This window comes from Collinsella sp. LCP19S3_F2 (assembly GCF_052121015.1).
In the GTDB taxonomy this organism is placed as follows: domain Bacteria; phylum Actinomycetota; class Coriobacteriia; order Coriobacteriales; family Coriobacteriaceae; genus Collinsella.
Genome location: NZ_JBQKFA010000002.1, coordinates 325,033 through 340,739 on the forward strand (window position 1 = coordinate 325,033; position 15,707 = coordinate 340,739).

At 59.4% G+C, this 15,707-nt stretch carries 17 protein-coding genes and 4 tRNA genes; 19 read left to right on the forward strand and 2 right to left on the reverse strand.

The window, feature by feature from the left end; genetic code table 11:
- Position 1 precedes the first annotated feature (1 nt).
- From ACTQX9_RS03040 to proC, 15 genes are all read left to right on the forward strand, one after another.
- Positions 2-220 carry a hypothetical protein gene (locus ACTQX9_RS03040; RefSeq protein ID WP_154517649.1) on the forward strand — a complete coding sequence of 73 codons (219 nt, stop codon included), beginning with the start codon at positions 2-4 and terminating at the stop codon, positions 218-220.
- Positions 156-692, forward strand: coding sequence for a TadE/TadG family type IV pilus assembly protein (locus tag ACTQX9_RS03045; protein ID WP_441540458.1), 537 nt, complete (start codon positions 156-158; stop codon positions 690-692). The genes ACTQX9_RS03040 and ACTQX9_RS03045 overlap by 65 nt, the downstream gene beginning before the upstream one ends.
- A complete protein-coding gene (locus ACTQX9_RS03050) occupies positions 664-2,829 on the forward strand; it encodes a hypothetical protein (protein WP_441540459.1) in 2,166 nt (721 codons plus the stop codon). Before ACTQX9_RS03045 ends, ACTQX9_RS03050 begins: the two co-directional genes overlap by 29 nt.
- Positions 2,829-3,305, forward strand: coding sequence for a hypothetical protein (locus tag ACTQX9_RS03055; RefSeq protein ID WP_441540460.1), 477 nt, complete (start codon positions 2,829-2,831; stop codon positions 3,303-3,305). Before ACTQX9_RS03050 ends, ACTQX9_RS03055 begins: the two co-directional genes overlap by 1 nt.
- Positions 3,302-3,661 (forward strand): DUF192 domain-containing protein, encoded by a 360-nt coding sequence (locus ACTQX9_RS03060; RefSeq protein WP_441068991.1) that lies wholly within the window; start codon positions 3,302-3,304, stop codon positions 3,659-3,661. The genes ACTQX9_RS03055 and ACTQX9_RS03060 overlap by 4 nt, the downstream gene beginning before the upstream one ends.
- A gap of 158 nt (positions 3,662-3,819) precedes the next feature.
- Positions 3,820-3,892 (forward strand) — tRNA-Phe (locus tag ACTQX9_RS03065).
- Between the two features lie 603 nt (positions 3,893-4,495).
- A complete protein-coding gene (locus tag ACTQX9_RS03070) occupies positions 4,496-5,557 on the forward strand; it encodes a glycoside hydrolase family 5 protein (protein ID WP_441540461.1) in 1,062 nt (353 codons plus the stop codon).
- 6 nt (positions 5,558-5,563) lie between these two features.
- Entirely contained in the window at positions 5,564-6,442 is an 879-nt protein-coding gene (gene rsmI / locus ACTQX9_RS03075; RefSeq protein ID WP_441540462.1) for a 16S rRNA (cytidine(1402)-2'-O)-methyltransferase, read from the forward strand.
- A 69-nt stretch (positions 6,443-6,511) separates the two neighbouring features.
- Positions 6,512-8,113, forward strand: a complete 1,602-nt coding sequence (gene metG, locus ACTQX9_RS03080) for a methionine--tRNA ligase (RefSeq protein ID WP_154517665.1) — start codon at positions 6,512-6,514, stop codon at positions 8,111-8,113.
- A gap of 107 nt (positions 8,114-8,220) precedes the next feature.
- Positions 8,221-9,081 carry a 16S rRNA (adenine(1518)-N(6)/adenine(1519)-N(6))-dimethyltransferase RsmA gene (rsmA, locus tag ACTQX9_RS03085; RefSeq protein WP_441540463.1) on the forward strand — a complete coding sequence of 287 codons (861 nt, stop codon included), beginning with the start codon at positions 8,221-8,223 and terminating at the stop codon, positions 9,079-9,081.
- Positions 9,071-9,988: a TatD family hydrolase gene (locus ACTQX9_RS03090; RefSeq protein WP_441540464.1), complete on the forward strand. Its 918-nt coding sequence runs from the start codon at positions 9,071-9,073 to the stop codon at positions 9,986-9,988. The genes rsmA and ACTQX9_RS03090 overlap by 11 nt, the downstream gene beginning before the upstream one ends.
- A 43-nt stretch (positions 9,989-10,031) precedes the next feature.
- A tRNA-Leu gene (locus tag ACTQX9_RS03095) sits at positions 10,032-10,118 on the forward strand.
- A gap of 306 nt (positions 10,119-10,424) precedes the next feature.
- Positions 10,425-11,363, forward strand: coding sequence for an SPFH domain-containing protein (locus ACTQX9_RS03100; protein ID WP_117848150.1), 939 nt, complete (start codon positions 10,425-10,427; stop codon positions 11,361-11,363).
- A gap of 6 nt (positions 11,364-11,369) precedes the next feature.
- On the forward strand, positions 11,370-11,840 hold the full coding sequence (gene rlmH / locus ACTQX9_RS03105) for a 23S rRNA (pseudouridine(1915)-N(3))-methyltransferase RlmH (protein ID WP_370450649.1): 471 nt from the start codon (positions 11,370-11,372) through the stop codon (positions 11,838-11,840).
- A gap of 73 nt (positions 11,841-11,913) precedes the next feature.
- The gene (gene proC, locus ACTQX9_RS03110) at positions 11,914-12,684 is read left to right on the forward strand and encodes a pyrroline-5-carboxylate reductase (protein ID WP_441042466.1); all 771 of its coding nucleotides are present in this window, start codon (positions 11,914-11,916) and stop codon (positions 12,682-12,684) included.
- Between the two features lie 156 nt (positions 12,685-12,840).
- Here proC and ACTQX9_RS03115 read toward each other — a convergent pair whose 3' ends face one another.
- Entirely contained in the window at positions 12,841-13,014 is a 174-nt protein-coding gene (locus tag ACTQX9_RS03115) for a DUF6724 family protein (RefSeq protein ID WP_195838594.1), read from the reverse strand.
- A gap of 111 nt (positions 13,015-13,125) precedes the next feature.
- Between ACTQX9_RS03115 and serS the strand changes: the two genes are divergently transcribed.
- The 4 genes from serS to ACTQX9_RS03135 all read left to right on the forward strand — a co-directional run bounded on the left by serS (position 13,126) and on the right by ACTQX9_RS03135 (position 15,542).
- Positions 13,126-14,409 (forward strand): serine--tRNA ligase, encoded by a 1,284-nt coding sequence (gene serS / locus ACTQX9_RS03120; protein ID WP_441044830.1) that lies wholly within the window; start codon positions 13,126-13,128, stop codon positions 14,407-14,409.
- Positions 14,410-14,582: 173 nt separating this feature from the next.
- Positions 14,583-14,960, forward strand: a complete 378-nt coding sequence (locus tag ACTQX9_RS03125) for a hypothetical protein (protein ID WP_441540465.1) — start codon at positions 14,583-14,585, stop codon at positions 14,958-14,960.
- A gap of 75 nt (positions 14,961-15,035) precedes the next feature.
- Positions 15,036-15,112 (forward strand) — tRNA-Arg (locus tag ACTQX9_RS03130).
- A gap of 353 nt (positions 15,113-15,465) precedes the next feature.
- Positions 15,466-15,542 (forward strand) — tRNA-Arg (locus ACTQX9_RS03135).
- Here ACTQX9_RS03135 and ACTQX9_RS03140 read toward each other — a convergent pair.
- Positions 15,528-15,707: hypothetical protein (locus ACTQX9_RS03140; protein WP_441540466.1), on the reverse strand; the 180-nt coding region annotated here is incomplete at its 5' end. The two genes, ACTQX9_RS03135 and ACTQX9_RS03140, sit on opposite strands and share 15 nt — an antisense overlap.

The window sequence follows — 15,707 nt, forward strand, 5'->3', positions numbered from 1 at the left end:
AATGCTTGACGTTTTGCGCGAGGAGTCTGCCCAATCGACCGTTGAGTACGCCATCGTCACCATGGCGCTGCTTTCCATCGTGCTGGCGATTGCGGGGCTTTGGCGCGCCGGCACCGACGGACGCTTGGCGGCGTTGGCTGCACGGGCGGCGTCCCATGGCGTCGCCTCGACATCGGTTATCGACGCCGCCGCAGGCGCCAAAGACATCGCGCTCTATTGATATCGCGCGCGAGGATTGGGCGCAGTCCACGGTCGAGGCCGCTTTTTTGCTGGCGACGTTTTTGACGCTCATCCTGCTTGTGCTGCAGCCGGTGTGCCTGCTCTATACGCGTGCGGTCATGGAGTCTGCCGCCGCCGAGACGGCGCGGCTCATGACCACGACGACGGCGGAGGACGACGACCTCAAGGAGTTTGCCCGCCGCCGTCTCGCCGCGGTGCCCGATGTCTCGATCTTTCACGCCGGCGGACCGCTGTCGTGGGATATCGAGCTTGGCCGGGCGGGCGCAGGGGGCGTTTCGTCTGTATCTATCGCGGGTGATGTAAAGCCGCTGCCCGTGATCGGCGCGTTCGCGCAGGCCATGGGCAATGTGGGGGGAGGAGGAAATGTTGAGTTGAAAGTCGACGTTTCGTACCGATCGCGTCCCGGATGGCTGGAGGGAGACTATGATTCGTGGATTGCCGCGTGGGATTAGGCGTCGCCTGCTGCGAATGATGCGAGGGCTCGTGTGCCGTTGCCGGTCGAATGCCCGCCGCAAGCGGGGCGGCTTCATGGGCCGCTCCGGTATCGACTTGTTTATCGAGGACGGTGCCTACACTACGCTTTCTTCGGCGGTCGTCATACTTGTGGTGCTTACGCTGCTGTTTTCGTCGACGGCGGCGATATGGAGTATGTCGCGTGCCGGGGATACCCAGGTGGCGGCCGATAGCGGTGCTCTGGCGGGTGCCAACGTGATATCGTCCTACCATACAGCAGCCACGGTGGTGGATGCGAGCATTTTGAGCTTGGGCTTGGCGGGGTTTGCCACAATCGGCACCGGCTTGGTTGCCATGCTGGTGCCGGGTGGGAAAATAGCCGCAAGCGATATGGTCGATACCGGGATTGAGATTATTAAGACGCGCAATAGGTTTGCCAAAAGTGCGTCGGAGGGTTTGCAAAAAGTCGAAACGGCTCTGCCATATCTGGTTGCCGCGCGAGCTACGCAGGCTGTTTCGGCGCAGGATACCGATAACGTGACCTATACCGGCACAGCGCTCGCCGTGCCCAGGACATCGGAGTCGGACTTTGTTGCGCTCGAGGGATCAGAAATCTCGACCGATGCCATCGAGAGCACCTCAAAAGACCTTGACTATGCTGCCAAGGAACTGAAGAAAGCGTCCGAGAAAACGTCAAAGGCCAAGGAACGCGCCTGGCTTGCCGACTGCGGCGGATCGGACAGAGGCGCAGTCGGAAGCTGTTCGTGCATGTGGGAACGCGCGAGGAGCTTGGCGAAGCTTTCGGATATTGAGAATCCGCACTATGCCTCGAGTGTCACATGGGAGCCGCAAGTGGCGCTCGATCGCGCGAAGGCCTATTACCGCCGGCGCCTGGCAAACGAGGCGCCTCAGGGCTCAAGCGTCGAGACGAAGGCGGAGTCGGCGGCGCGCAAGGCGTTTTACACCTATGCGAGTACAGAGGTCAATCGTGCATATGTAACCGAGGACGGAGATGAAGTCACTTCCCATATCCCGCTGTTGCCGCGCAACTCTGAAGAGGTGCGAGCGACGGAACTCTATACCGATGCGGCGTGGCCAATTAGTACCATCGATGACAAGACGTATCTGCATTACGGAACGAGTTGCCCCAACTATAAGAAGGGGTCGCCAGGCGGGTTAGCCTCGGTTGCTGATTATGACGGGCAGGACAGATGCAACAGATGCCATTTTGGCGTTTCGTCGCTCGGTGCCGTTGCAGCGCCTTCGACTTCTATCGAAAACGGCTTCGAGTATCACTTTGACGAGTTTAAAGGGGCTCTGGAAGATTACGTCGAATGTCGCAACAAAGAGCTCGAGCTCATGCGTCAGACCGAGGACGAGGCCGATCGCGCGGGTAATGCGTTTGACCAGGCCATCAAGGCGCTTTCGGGCGAGCGGCCGCGTATCGCCCCGCCCGGCCGAAACGGCGTGGTCGCCTTTGCGGTCTCGGGCGATATGACCAGTCCCGGTAAGCTCAACTCTTCATTCAATAAGCCGGTTACGCTCGGCAGTCGCGGTGCAATCTCTGCCGCGGTCTTGGCTCCCGACAACGCGACGGCGCAAAACAACGTGCTCTCGCGGTTTTTCTCGACAGTGGAAGAGCGCTCGGGCGGCGTTGCCGGCGTACTCGATGGCGTCATGGATGTTTGGGGACGCCTGCTTGTGGGATACGGAGACATCCAAGGTTCGGCCGACGAACTTATGGACGAGATGATTAAAGACCTAGGAGGGGGCAGCGGCGCGTTGGGCTCCATTGCATCGTGGCTCGGCGATACCGTTTCGGCGTCCGTGGCGGCGCTGGGTTTGGAACCGTGCGACTTGCGCCTGCGAAAGCCGGTGCTGACCGATTCCGCTAACGTCATTAAGAGTCCGGGGTCTGACATTGCCGGTCTCTCTCAAGCGCAAGACAAACTGCGAGGTATTCCGTTGGGCGTGACCGATCCCAAGGCGCTTTGCGAGGCGTTGGAATATCAAGTCGAACGCACCATTAGCGGTACAGTGTTCACACTTGCGGAGATTCCGTTGCCCGGCGGTGGTTCCATCCCGCTTACCGTCGATGTCGCCACGCTGGTTGGCGCTCTGGGCGGTGGGTCGTAATGAGTATCCGCATGCGTCTGCGCGAGGAGCGCGCCCAGGCGACGGTCGAGATGGCAGTGGTCGCTCCCGTTTTGCTGGCGCTTGCGCTCATTGTGTACAACGTCATGGTCTTTGCCGGCGCCGTTGCGCGCTTCGATCGCGTGGTGCCCGATATCGTGCTGGCGCACGCTGTGGCGCCGGAAGGGGAGGGCGACAAGAGCTCTGCCGATGCCTCGGTGCGTGTCCAGTCCGAGATTCAGGCGGCTATGCAGGGCTATGATCTGCAGGTCGAGGTCTCGAGCGAGCAGAGCTCGGTGTCGTCTGACGGCGGCTTGCTCTCTCTGTCCGGGACGTTTAGGACCTATGCCTGCGTCATGTACTATGAGCCGTGGCCTAGATTGCTTAGCATTGCCGGCGTTTCTCTGGGGACGCCGGCGAAGCTGTCGCACGAGCGCGCGGTTACGGTCGATCCGTGGCGACCGGGGGTGGTCATGTGAGCGCCGTCTTGTCTTATATCGCCTACGCGCGTGCGCTCAATAGGCTCGGTTGGTCGCCGGCAGAGTTTATGGTGGCAGAATCGTTTGGCGCACGCTTGCGCGGCATGCTGGGCCGCGTGCCGATTACGGCTGACGGACTGCCGCTCGTCATGGCGTTTCCGTCCTGCTCTTCGGTTCACACCTGTTTTATGGCTTATCCCATCGACATTGCCTTTATTGATTGCAGCGGCAATATCCTTGCACGCTACGAAAATGTCCGCCCCTGGCGCATGTGCTCCTGTCCCGGTGCTTGGGCGGTGCTGGAACGCCCTTCAGTCTTTGTATCGCCCACTGTCTTGCAACGAGTGCAGGCTTGAAGGCCCTGAGCGAAAAACTTCTTGCGGCCGGTTGATGTCTCTGACGTGCTGCTTTACAGAACCGAGGTGGTGTCCAAAAACTTTTTTCAAATTCTCGGTTGACCGGAGCGCGTCCTTGGTTATACTAATCAAGCCTTGAAACAAGGCACACCTCAAATGGCTGGGTAGCTCAGTTGGTAGAGCAGAGGACTGAAAATCCTCGTGTCAGGGGTTCGATTCCCTTCCCCGCCACCTTGAATTGACTAGGACCTCTGCGAAGGGGTCCTTTTCTTTTATGTAGCCCCCGCACGGAATCGAACCCCGCGAGGGCGCGGAGCTGAGGAAACGCGATAGCGTTTGCCAGCGTAGCTCGCAAGGCGCGCAAGCGCCGCAGCGGTCCGTCCGCGCAGCGCGCGGACGCGATTCCCTTCCCCGCCACCTTGAATTGACTAGGACCTCTGCAAAGGGGTCCTTTTCTTTTATGTGGACCCGCGGAAAACGCATCCCAGAATTTCAATCCTGAGCGGGATGCGCTTTCCGCTTTAGGGGCGCTTGGGAAAATGCGACCCGGAATGACGTGAAATTACGGGACATGCTTTCCGGTTGGGCCTGCTGGCGGAAAATACATTCCATTATTGAGCAAAAAAACGGGATGCGCCTTCCGGCGCCTGCTTTCGGCGCGCGTGCACATCTTGGCGTACCATCTCGGGTGTGCCCGCCCAGACATTACTCCTACTTTTGCGCCACTTTGCAGACCGTTCGATCGGCTGTCCGTGTGCGCGGGTATACTCAAAACGATACTTTTCCTATGCAATACGATGCGGGTTCGCCCTGCACGATTCGAAGGGGGCCGTGATGGAGAGGATACTCGGCGTTAATCTCTCTGGCTGGTTTATTCCCGAGCCTTGGGTGACCCCGTCGCTGTACGCGGCGACAGGTGCGTCCAATGCGGCGGAACTGCAAGAAGCCATGGGCACTGCTGCCTATAACGAGCGCATGCGTCGCCATTATGAGACATTCGTAAGCGAAGATGATTTTCGCCGTATGGCGCAGATTGGTCTCAATGCCGTGCGTTTGCCGGTGCCCTGGTATGCCTTTGGCTCGCAGGAGTCCGATGCGTCCTACATTTCGGTTATCGACTACATTGACCGTGCAATTGAGTGGGCTGCCAAGTACGACATTCGCGTGCTGCTCGATCTAGCGACTGTGCCCGGTGGCCAGGGCGATTCCAACGATTCGCCCACCACGCCGGAGGCTGTTGCCGAGTGGCATTCGTCCACCAACGGTCGTCACGTTGCACTCGACGCGCTGGAGCGTTTGGCCGATCGCTACGGCGAAGCCGAAAGCCTTCTGGGCATTGAGCTGCTGGATGCACCTCGAATGAGTGTCCGCAAGAGTCTCTTTACCATGACGGATGGCATTCCGGCCCACTACCTGCGCAATTTCTATCGCGATGCCTACGAGCTCGTCCGTTCGTATATGCCCGAGGATAAGATCGTCGTCTTTTCGTCCTCAGGACATCCCAGCGAGTGGAAGCATTTTATGCGCGGCGCCAAGTACAAGAACGTCTACATGGACCTTCACCTGTACCATTACCGCGACGAGCATGCACTCGACATCACGAGCCCCCGCGGGCTGACGACGGCGATTTCGCGTAACAAGCGCGAGCTTAAAGAAGCGATTTCAACTGGGTTCCCCGTGCTGGTGGGCGAATGGTCGGGCGCGGCGATCTTTGCCAACTCGTCGGTTACGCCCGAGGGCCGCAATGCCTACGAGCGCGTGTTTATCGCCAATCAGCTGGCTTCGTTTGCGCCGGCTGCCGGTTGGTTCTTCCAAACGTGGAAGACCGAGAAACGCATCGCAGCATGGGACGCCCGCGCGGCGCTCGGTACGCTCGAGCGCGGCATGATTGAATAGGTTGATATGACGCAAAACAGCGCCCGTACGGGCAAACTCTATGTGGTCGGAACACCCATCGGCAACCTGGGCGACCTGTCTCCGCGCGTTGGCGAGGCGTTTGCCGCCGCCGATGCGATCTGCTGCGAGGACACGCGCGTGACCTCAAAGCTACTGATGCACCTGGGCATTTCCAAGCCGCTTGTCCGTTGTGACGAGAATGTGATCGCCAGCCGCGCCACCGGTCTGGTCGACCGCCTGCTGGCGGGTGAGACCCTTGCCTTTGCCTCGGATGCCGGCATGCCGAGCGTGTCCGATCCCGGCCAGGCGCTGGTCGAAGCGGCGCGTGAGGCCGATGTGCCCGTCGAAGTTATTCCCGGGCCCTCTGCTTGCGTCACAGCGCTCGTTTCGTCCGGCATTCCCTGCGAGCATTTTTTCTTCGAGGGCTTTTTGGGCCGAAAGCACGGCGACCGCGTACGCCGTTTGCAGCGCCTTGCCGTGGTGCCCGGCGCGCTCATCTTCTACGAGTCTCCACATCGCATCGTGGCGACGCTCGAGGCCGTGGCAGAGGTCTTTCCCCAACGTGAGGTTGCCGTCTGCCGCGAACTCACCAAGCTGCACGAGGAGGTCTTGCGCGGGCCCGCCGCCCAGCTTGCCGAGAGGCTGCGTGCTCGCGGCGAAGTAAAGGGCGAGATTGCGCTGGTCATTGCGCCACCGAGTGAAGACGAGGAGACCGGCATCGTGCCGGTTGGCGCAGCGGCAGCGGATCCCGATGAGGCCCTGCGCGCGGATATCCGTGTCGCGCTCGAGGAGGGGGAGCCCGCCTCTGCGGTGGCCAAGCGCCTGTCTCAGAAGTATTCACGCCGCAAGCGCGATGTCTATGCCATGGTGCTCAATATGCAATAGATGGAGGATATCCAGCCCTTGCGTTAGAATCATCCCCTGTATGCAACGTTTTTCTGGAGGACAAACCCCATGGATCAAAGCAAGCCTTCGTTCTTTATCACGACGCCCATCTACTACGTCAATGCCGATCCGCATCTGGGCACGGCTTATTCCACCATCATCGCCGACGTCCAGGCTCGCTATCGCCGCTCCGCCGGCTATAACGTCAAGTTCCTGACCGGCATGGACGAGCACGGCGAGAAGGTCGCCGAGGCCGCAGCCAAGCATGGCATGACGCCGCAGGAGTGGACCGACAGCCAGGCTCCGCACTTCAAGGAGCTTTGGAGCAAACTCGAGATCTCCAACGACGACTTCATCCGCACCACCGAGCCGCGCCAGCATCATGCGGTGCAGTATCTGTGGGAGCGCATGAAGGAGTCTGGCTACCTGTATAAGGGCAGCTACGACGGTTGGTACTGTGTGCCTGACGAGACTTACTTTACCGACACGCAGGTCCAGAAGGGTGACGAGGAATACGGCAGCGTCGGCCAGCACCTGTGCCCCGACTGTCATCGTCCGCTCGAGCGCGTGCAGGAGGAGTCCTACTTCTTCAAGCTTTCCGCTTTCCAGGACAAGCTGCTCAAGCTCTATGACGAGCATCCCGATTTCGTCGAGCCTGCATTCCGCATGAACGAGGTGCGTAGCTTTGTCGAGGGTGGCCTCAACGACCTTTCCGTGAGCCGTACGAGCTTTGACTGGGGCATCCAGGTTCCATTCGATGAGGGCCATGTGACCTATGTGTGGTTCGACGCGCTGCTCAACTACATGACGGCTGTCGGCTACGGTGTCGACACCGACGAGGCCCGTGCCGAGCTGGCCTATCGCTGGCCTGCGCAGTTCCACATTGTGGGCAAGGACATCATTCGCTTTCACTGCGTCATTTGGCCCGCTATGCTCATGGCCATTGGCGAGGCTCTGCCCGAGCACGTCTTTGCTCACGGCTTCCTGACCGTGCGCAATGCCGAGACTGGCAAGGCCGAGAAGATGTCCAAGAGCCGTGGCAACGCCATTGCCCCGCAGGATGTTATCGACATGCTGGGCGTCGAGGGTTATCGCTACTACTTTATGACCGACGTGGTCCCCGGCACCGACGGCGCTATCAGCTTCGATCGCATGGAGCAGGTCTACAACGCCGATCTCGCTAACAGCTGGGGCAACCTCATCTCGCGTTCGCTCAATATGAGCGGTAAGTACTTTGATGGTTGCGCGCCCGCCAAGCCCGCATCGTTCGATGCGTTCGATAACCCGCTGGCAAAGATCGCCGATGGCCTGGCCGAGCGCTACATGGCCAAGATGGATGTGCTCGATTACGGTGGAGCCAAAGACGAGGTTATGGAGCTCATCCACGCCGCCAACCACTACATCGAGGACTCCGAGCCCTGGGCACTTGCCAAGGACGAGGCCAAGGCCGACGAGCTGGCGTTTGTGATCTACAACCTCCTCGAGGCCATCCGCATTGCCGCTCACCTGCTGATGCCGCTCATGCCCCAGACTTCTACCGAGGCCCTGCGCCGCCTGTCGTGCGAGGACGAGGCCGCGAGCGACGATCTCAAGGGCATTTGCGCTTGGGGTCTGCTTGCCGGTGGTCAGCCCGTCGAGAAGGGTGAGCCGCTGTTCCCGCGCCTGGGTTAAGACGCCGCGCGCCATATCGGCAATCTGCTGTTTAGGTGTAAGGGCATGGCCGCAACGGTCCATGCCCTTTTGTTTCAAGACGCCGCCACCATGCTAAGGAGGCAACTATGACAACTTCGCCTTTGGCAAACCCCACGGCAACAAGGGAGCTGCTGGAGGAGTTTGGCCTTGCGACCAAGCATCGCCTGGGCCAGAACTTCCTGATCGACAACCATGTGATCGAGCGTATTTGCGAGCTTTCCGAACTTGCGGGCGATGAGCGCTTGCTCGAGGTCGGTCCGGGCGTTGGAACGCTCACGCTTGCGCTGCTTCAGGAGGCGGCGTGCGTCACGTCGATTGAGGCCGATCCCGAGCTCGAGCCGGTGCTCGATGCCCATGCCGCCGACTATGCCAACTTCCGCTTTATCATGGGCGACGCGCTCAAGGTGTGCCCGGAGCAGATTGAGCAGGCCGCGGGCGGTGAGCCGACGGTATTTGTCGCGAACTTGCCCTATAACGTGGCAGCGACGATCATTCTGCAGTTCTTCCAGACGATGCCCGCGCTCAAGCGCGCCGTCGTCATGGTTCAAAAGGAGGTTGCCGATCGCATTGCCGCAACGCCGGGCAACAAGACCTACGGCGGCTATACGGCAAAGCTCGGCCTGTATGCGCAGGTGACGGGTCGCTTTGAGGTGCCGCCGCGCTGCTTTATGCCGGCGCCGCATGTGGATTCGGCCGTCGTGCGCATCGACCGTGTCGACGGCGTAGCGCCCGAGGGGCTTGATCGCGAGTTTGTGGCCCGCGTGATTGACGCTGCGTTTGCTCAGCGTCGCAAGACCATCCGCAATTCCATGAGCGCCAACGGCTTTGCCAAGGACGTGCTCGATGCCGCCTTTGAGGCTTGCGGCATCGCGCCCACCGCACGCGCCGAGACGCTTGGCGTTGCCGATTTTGTCCGTCTGGCTCAGGAGCTAATCCATGATGCCTAATGACGAGCGCGTGACGTTTACCAAGAAAAAGAAAACGGTTGCTTGCCCCGTGCCCTTGGCGCCGCTTGCCGATACGCACGCGCACCTGCTCTCGTTTTGGGGCAAGGAAGTACCCGAGACGCTTGTGCGCGCCAAGGCTGCAGGCGTCGACCTGTTGGTGACGATCTTTGATCCCATTGCCGACAAACGCAGCGTGACGGACTATAGCGACTGGCTGGTGCGCGAGATTTTGCCGATGCGCGAGATTCCGCAGATAAAGTATCTCGCCGGTGTGCACCCCTATGGTGCACCGGACTATACCGATGACATTCATGCACAGGTCGTTGCTGCGCTTGATGATCCCTTATGCGTCGGTATCGGTGAGATCGGTCTGGACTACCACATGGATTACGACGACGACATCGCGCCGGCGCCCCACAGCGTGCAGATCGACTGTATGGCGCGCCAACTCGAGGTTGCCGTACGCCGCAATGTGCCGGTAGAGCTGCATCTGCGTCATGAGGACACGGACGAGGAGCGCTCCTCGCATGTGGATGCGTACAACGTGCTGCGCGAGGTGGGTGTGCCTCAGGCCGGTTGCGTGCTGCACTGCTTTGGCGAGGATCGCGCCACGATGGAGCGCTTTGTGGGTTTGGGCTGCTATATCGCCTATGGCGGCGCGGCCACCTTTAAGCGCAACAATGATGTGCGCGAGGCATTCGCGGCGACCCCGCTCGATCGAATTTTGTTCGAGACGGATTGCCCGTATATGGCTCCGGAGCCCATTCGCGGTCTTGAGTGTGAGCCGGCAATGATTTCCATCACGGCAAACGCGCTGGTCAACGACCGTGTCGATCGTACTGGAGAGAAAGCAGAGGCAATTGCGCAAGCTGCGTGGGACAATGCCTGCAAACTTTTTCAAAAATAGTTCTTGCGTTCACGGTGGCGCTCCGTTATTCTAATTCCTGCACGCGGGCGTGGCGGAATTGGCAGACGCGTACGGTTCAGGTCCGTATGGGGGCAACCCCATGAAGGTTCAAGTCCTTTCGCCCGCACCATTGATTGAAAGAGCTCCCAGCAATGGGGGCTTTTTTGTTATGGGCCCATCGCAGGGACTTGAACCTGCGAAGGAGCGAGCGTCAAGAAAACGCGGAGCGTTTTTAGCGAGCTGGCGAGTCCGCCGGCAGGCGGGCGAAGCCGGTGCGGATCCGCGCAGCGGATACGCGGACGTCCTTTCGCCCGCACCATTGATTGAAAGAGCTCCCAGCAATGGGAGCTTTTTTGTTATGGGCCTCCTGATGGTGTCACATGGCTGCTTTGTGCGGGTATCCTAGTGCCAACGTGTGCCCATCGGAGGAGAGACCATGCTGTTATCCGGTATTATCGCTGCCCTTACGAGCCTTCTACTTCCCATCATCATTTTGTTGCTACTGCTTCCCAACGCCTGCTATGTCGTTGAACAGCAGCATGCTGTGATCATCGAGCGCCTGGGCAAGTTTAACCGCATCGTCAACGCGGGTTTCCACATGAAGGTGCCCGTGATCGACCGCAAGGCCGCCACGGTGAGTCTGCGCACCATGAAAAACGGTTTTGGGATCGACGTTAAGACCCAGGACAACGTGACTATCGGCCTTGAGGTCTCTGCTCAGTACCACGTGAGCTATGACATGGGAGCCGGCCCGGCAGATTCGGGCATCTACAAGAGCTACTACATGCTGCAGGAGCCCGTCGACCAGATGCGCGACTTCATTACCGATGCCCTGCGCTCTTCCATCCCTGTCTATACCCTTGATGAGGTCTTTGCCAAGAAGGATGACATTGCCAAGGACGTCAACGCCACCGTATCCGAGCAGATGGCCGCCTACGGCTTTACCCTCGTGTCGACGCTCATCACCAAGATCGCGCTGCCGACCGAGGTCGAAAACTCTATGAATGACATCAACGCCGCCCAGCGTAAGCGCGCTGCTGCGCAGGAGCTCGCTGAGGCCGACCGCATCAAGCGCGTTACCGAGGCGACCGCCGAGGCCGAGGCAATGGAAAAGGCGGGCGAAGGCATCGCCAACCAGCGCAAGGCCATCGCGCTGGGTATCAAGGATTCGCTCGAGATTATCCAGGAGACGGGCGTCGGCAACGATGAGGCCAACCAGCTGTTCATGTTTACGCAATGGTCCGAGATGATGACGGAGTTCGCTCGCACGGGTAAAACATCGACGGTCGTGCTGCCGAGCGACTTTTCGCAGTCGGCCTCTATGTTCGAGCAGATGCTGACCGCCGGCAAAGTTCAAAACGATTCGAAGGAGTAGGCGCGCGTGAAGTGCACCGTTGTATGCGTCGGTAAGCTCAAAGAGCGTTTTTGGAAGGATGCCTGCGCCGAGTACACCAAGCGCCTGGGCGCCTATGCCAAGGTGGATATGCGCGAGGTGGCCGATATCGACCCGGCCAAGGCGGGCGGCGTGGATGCCGCGCGCGACAAGGAGGGAGCGGCGATTCTTGCAGCCCTGCCGCCCCGAGCGCATGTGATCCTGCTGGCCATTGAGGGCAAAGAGCGCTCGAGTGAGGAACTCTCGGCGCGGCTCGATGATCTTATGTTGCGAGGCAACAGCGACATCGCCTTTGTGATTGGCGGATCGGACGGCGTGAGCGACGATGTTCGCTCACGAGCTGACGAAATGCTCAGCTTTGGACGCATTACCTTGCCGCATAACTTGGCGCGCGTGGTGCTGCTGGAGCAGGTCTACCGCGCCTGCAAGATTAGCCGTGGTGAGCCGTATCACAAATAGGTCGGCAACACGAAACAATGCCGTGGGACAATAGCTCTCGATTTGAAGAACCTGTCTGAGAGGACTATGAGATATGAAGATTGGATTTGTCGGTTTTGGCAATATGGCGAGCGCTATGGCCGATGGCTGGATTGCCGCCGGTGTGGCTGCGAGCGACATGTGTGCCTGCGCGGGCCGCTACGATGCCCTGGTTGAGCGCTGTGAGGCGCGTGGGATACTTGCCTGTCGTGATGCGGCGGAGGTTGTCGCTGTATCCGATATCGTGGTTGCTGCGGTCAAGCCGTACATGATCGAGAAGGTCTTCGCTCCGCTCAAGGATACTCTTGCCGATAAGGTCGTCCTTTCGGTCGCCTGGACTTGGGACAGTGCCAAGTGGGAGCAGGTTCTGCCGGGTGTCGCGCACATCTCGACGGTCCCCAATACACCGGTTTCGGTGGGCGAGGGCGTCATTGCCTGCGAGAAGTCCTCTACGCTCAACGGCGAGCAGCGTGCCGTGGTGCTCGACCTGCTCGGAAAGCTTGGCACTGTCGTTGAGCTCGATACGAGCTTGCTGTTTGTGGGCGGTACCGTGGGCGGTTGCGCCCCGGCATTTGTTGCCATGGCGATTGAGGCCCTGGGCGACGCGGCCGTCAAGCACGGCATTCCGCGCTCCGACGCCTATCGCATTGTGAGCCAGATGGTTCTGGGTACGGCGAAACTGCAGCTTGCAACTGGGCAGCATCCTGCGGCGATGAAGGATGCCGTGTGCTCGCCCGGCGGCGCAACCATCAAGGGCGTCGTCGCGCTCGAGGACGCCGGCATGCGCAGCGCCCTGGTCAAGGCCATCGACGCCACCCTTCAGTAAACCTGCCATTTAGGGACAGGTTTATTTTGGCAGGTTTTTCCCGCGGTTTTATCTCTATAGCGAAAAGCGCCCCGCAACCGGGTTGATACCGGTTGCGGGGCGCTTGCGTTTGCCCAGATAAAACCGACCAAAATAAACCTGTCCCTAAATGGCAGGTTAGTCCCAGAAGCTGTCTTGATCTTCTTCGGATTTGGGCCCGCGGTCGACGTAGAGCTTATGGGTGCGCTTCTCCATTACAAAGGCAAGAATCGCAAACAGCAGGATGCCGCCGGCGAAAAGGATGGCAAAACCGGTACGGGTGCCAAACAAAAAGGAAAAAACTGCGTCCATTGGGTGCCTTCTTGCGTAGTTGAGTTGGGTCGTAAACGCTCATAAGTATATACTTGCCCATACATGTACAAGGTTGCAACCTAAATGGAATGTATATCGCCGGAGGATCTAATGCTTGATATCAAGTTTGTTCGCGAGAACCCCGATGCCATCGATACCGCCATGGCTAACCGCCAGACGTCTTGGGATCGCGAGAAGTTCTTTGAGCTCGACGATGAGCGTCGTGCCGTCATCACCGAGGTCGAGGAGCTCCAGGCCACGCGTAATGCCGAGTCCAAGAAGATCGGCGCCCTGATGAAGGAGGGCAAGAAGGACGAGGCCGAGGCCGCCAAGGAGGCCGTGCGCGCCGTCAACGAGAAGATCGACGGTCTGGCCGAGCGCCGCACCGTTCTCGAGCAGGAGCAGTACGACTTTATGGCTCACCTGCCCAACATTCCCTGCGAGGCCACCCCGTACGGCAAGGACGAGGACGAGAACATCGAGCGCCGTCGTTGGGGCACCCCGCGTGAGTTCGACTTCGACTTTAAACCGCACTGGGATCTGGGCACCGACCTCGACATCCTCGACTTCGAGCGCGGCAACAAGCTCTCCGGTAGCCGCTTCACCGTTCTCGGTGGCGCCGGCGCCCGTCTGGAGCGCGCCCTCATCAACTTCTTCCTCGATACGCACACCAGCCGTGGTTTTAAGGAGTGGTGGCCGCCCATCGTCGTCAAGCGTCAGACCATGTTTGGCACGGGCCAGCTGCCCAAGTTCGAGGACGACGCCTATCATGTCTCGGGCGATAACTTCCTGATCCCCACCGCCGAGGTCGTGCTTACCAACCTGCACGCCGGCGAGGTTCTCGATGCCGACACCCTGCCGCGCCGCTACACCGCCTTCACCCCCTGCTTCCGCGAGGAGGCCGGCTCTGCTGGTCGCGACACCCGCGGCATCATCCGCCAGCACGAGTTCGACAAGGTCGAGATGGTCAAGTTTGCCAAGCCGGAGGAGTCCGACGAGGAGCTCGAGAGCATGACCGCCGAGGCCGAGTTCCTGCTTCAGCAGCTGGGTCTTCCGTATCGCGTGATTAGCCTGTGCACCGGCGACCTTGGCTTCTCTGCCCGTCAGACCTACGACATCGAGGTCTGGCTGCCGAGCTACAACGCCTACAAGGAGATTAGCTCCTGCTCCAACTGCGGCGACTTCCAGGCCCGTCGCGCCAACATCAAGTATCGCGATCCCGAGAACTTCAAGGGCTCGCGCTACCTGCACACCCTTAACGGTTCCGGTCTGCCGGCTGGCCGCACCATGGCCGCCATTCTGGAGAACTACCAGAACGCCGACGGCACCATTACGATCCCCGAGGTTCTGCGTCCTTACATGGGCGGCCTCGAGAAGATCGAGCCGGTCGCGTAGGTTTGCTGCATAAGCGATTTGCGGGGGCGCCCCTATCCGGGGCGCCTTTTTTGTGCGCGGAGCCTTACCATGTCGCGCGGACAGCTCAATAGAAAACACACGAACAAATGTTCTGTATACGATCGTCTACCTGCTATGCTTTTACTAGATACGAGCGAGAGAAGGGGGATGTGATGGACCTGTTTGATGAGCGGGTAGTTTTGTTTGAGAGCGATGAAGGTGGGGAGCACCTGCTAGTTACGTGTGAGCCATCGGGTATGGGTGGCTTGGTGGTGAGGCAAACGAGCGAGGGTCCGTTGACCCAATGGTGCTTTGAGGAGTCACCACATGTAGTTGAGACCTTTGTGACGCACGAAGGGCTTACAACACTCGAACGGTTCTATGGAGTCGGGACTTCTAACCAGGTGGCACGCATGCTGAGTATCTCGTTTGCCGAGTATGATTGCGCCCAGCGGGTGCGCTCGCTATTGAGGGAACTCGGTGTTGGGTTCGATGTGGTTGAAAAGCCGATCGATCGTATGGGAAACGGTGATACATGCGGAGCTGCATGAGGAAAATGGTCTAGAAAAAAAATCAAGATTGTGCTTGACTCCAATTAACTAAAATGGTTTCATATGTCTTGCGCTGCGGCGTTACCTCAGCTGGATAGAGGGTCTGACTACGAATCAGAACGTCATAGGTTCGAATCCTATACGCCGCACCAATCGAACTTGAAGCCTCCGGCAACGGGGGCTTTTCTTTTTTGGAAGCCATGCATGGATTCGAACCTCGGTCGAGGCGCGAGCGTAAAGAAAACGCGGAGCGTTTTTAGCGAGCGGGCGAGCGCGCCGGCAGGCGGGCGAAGCCGGTGCGGATCCGCGAAGCGGATGCGCGGAATCCTATACGCCGCACCAATTGACTTTAAAGCTCCCGGCAACGGGGGCTTTTCTTTTTTGGAAGCCATGCATGGATTCGAACCTCGGTCGAGGCGCGAGCAGCATAATCACCACATCGTAAAATTTTTTCAAATTGTCGCTTGACCCGTCGGGGCCTCGCGTGCATAATAATCCGTGCGTTGCGGCGTTACCTCAGCTGGATAGAGGGTCTGACTACGAATCAGAACGTCATAGGTTCGAATCCTATACGCCGCACCAATTGACTTTAAAGCTCCCGGCAACGGGGGCTTTTCTTTTTTGGAAGCCATGCACGGATTCGAACCTCGGTCGAGGCGCGAGCGTAAAGAAAACGCGGAGCGTTTTTAGCGAGCGGGCGAGCGCGCCGGCAGGCGGGCGAAGCCGGTGCGGATCCGCGAAGCGGAT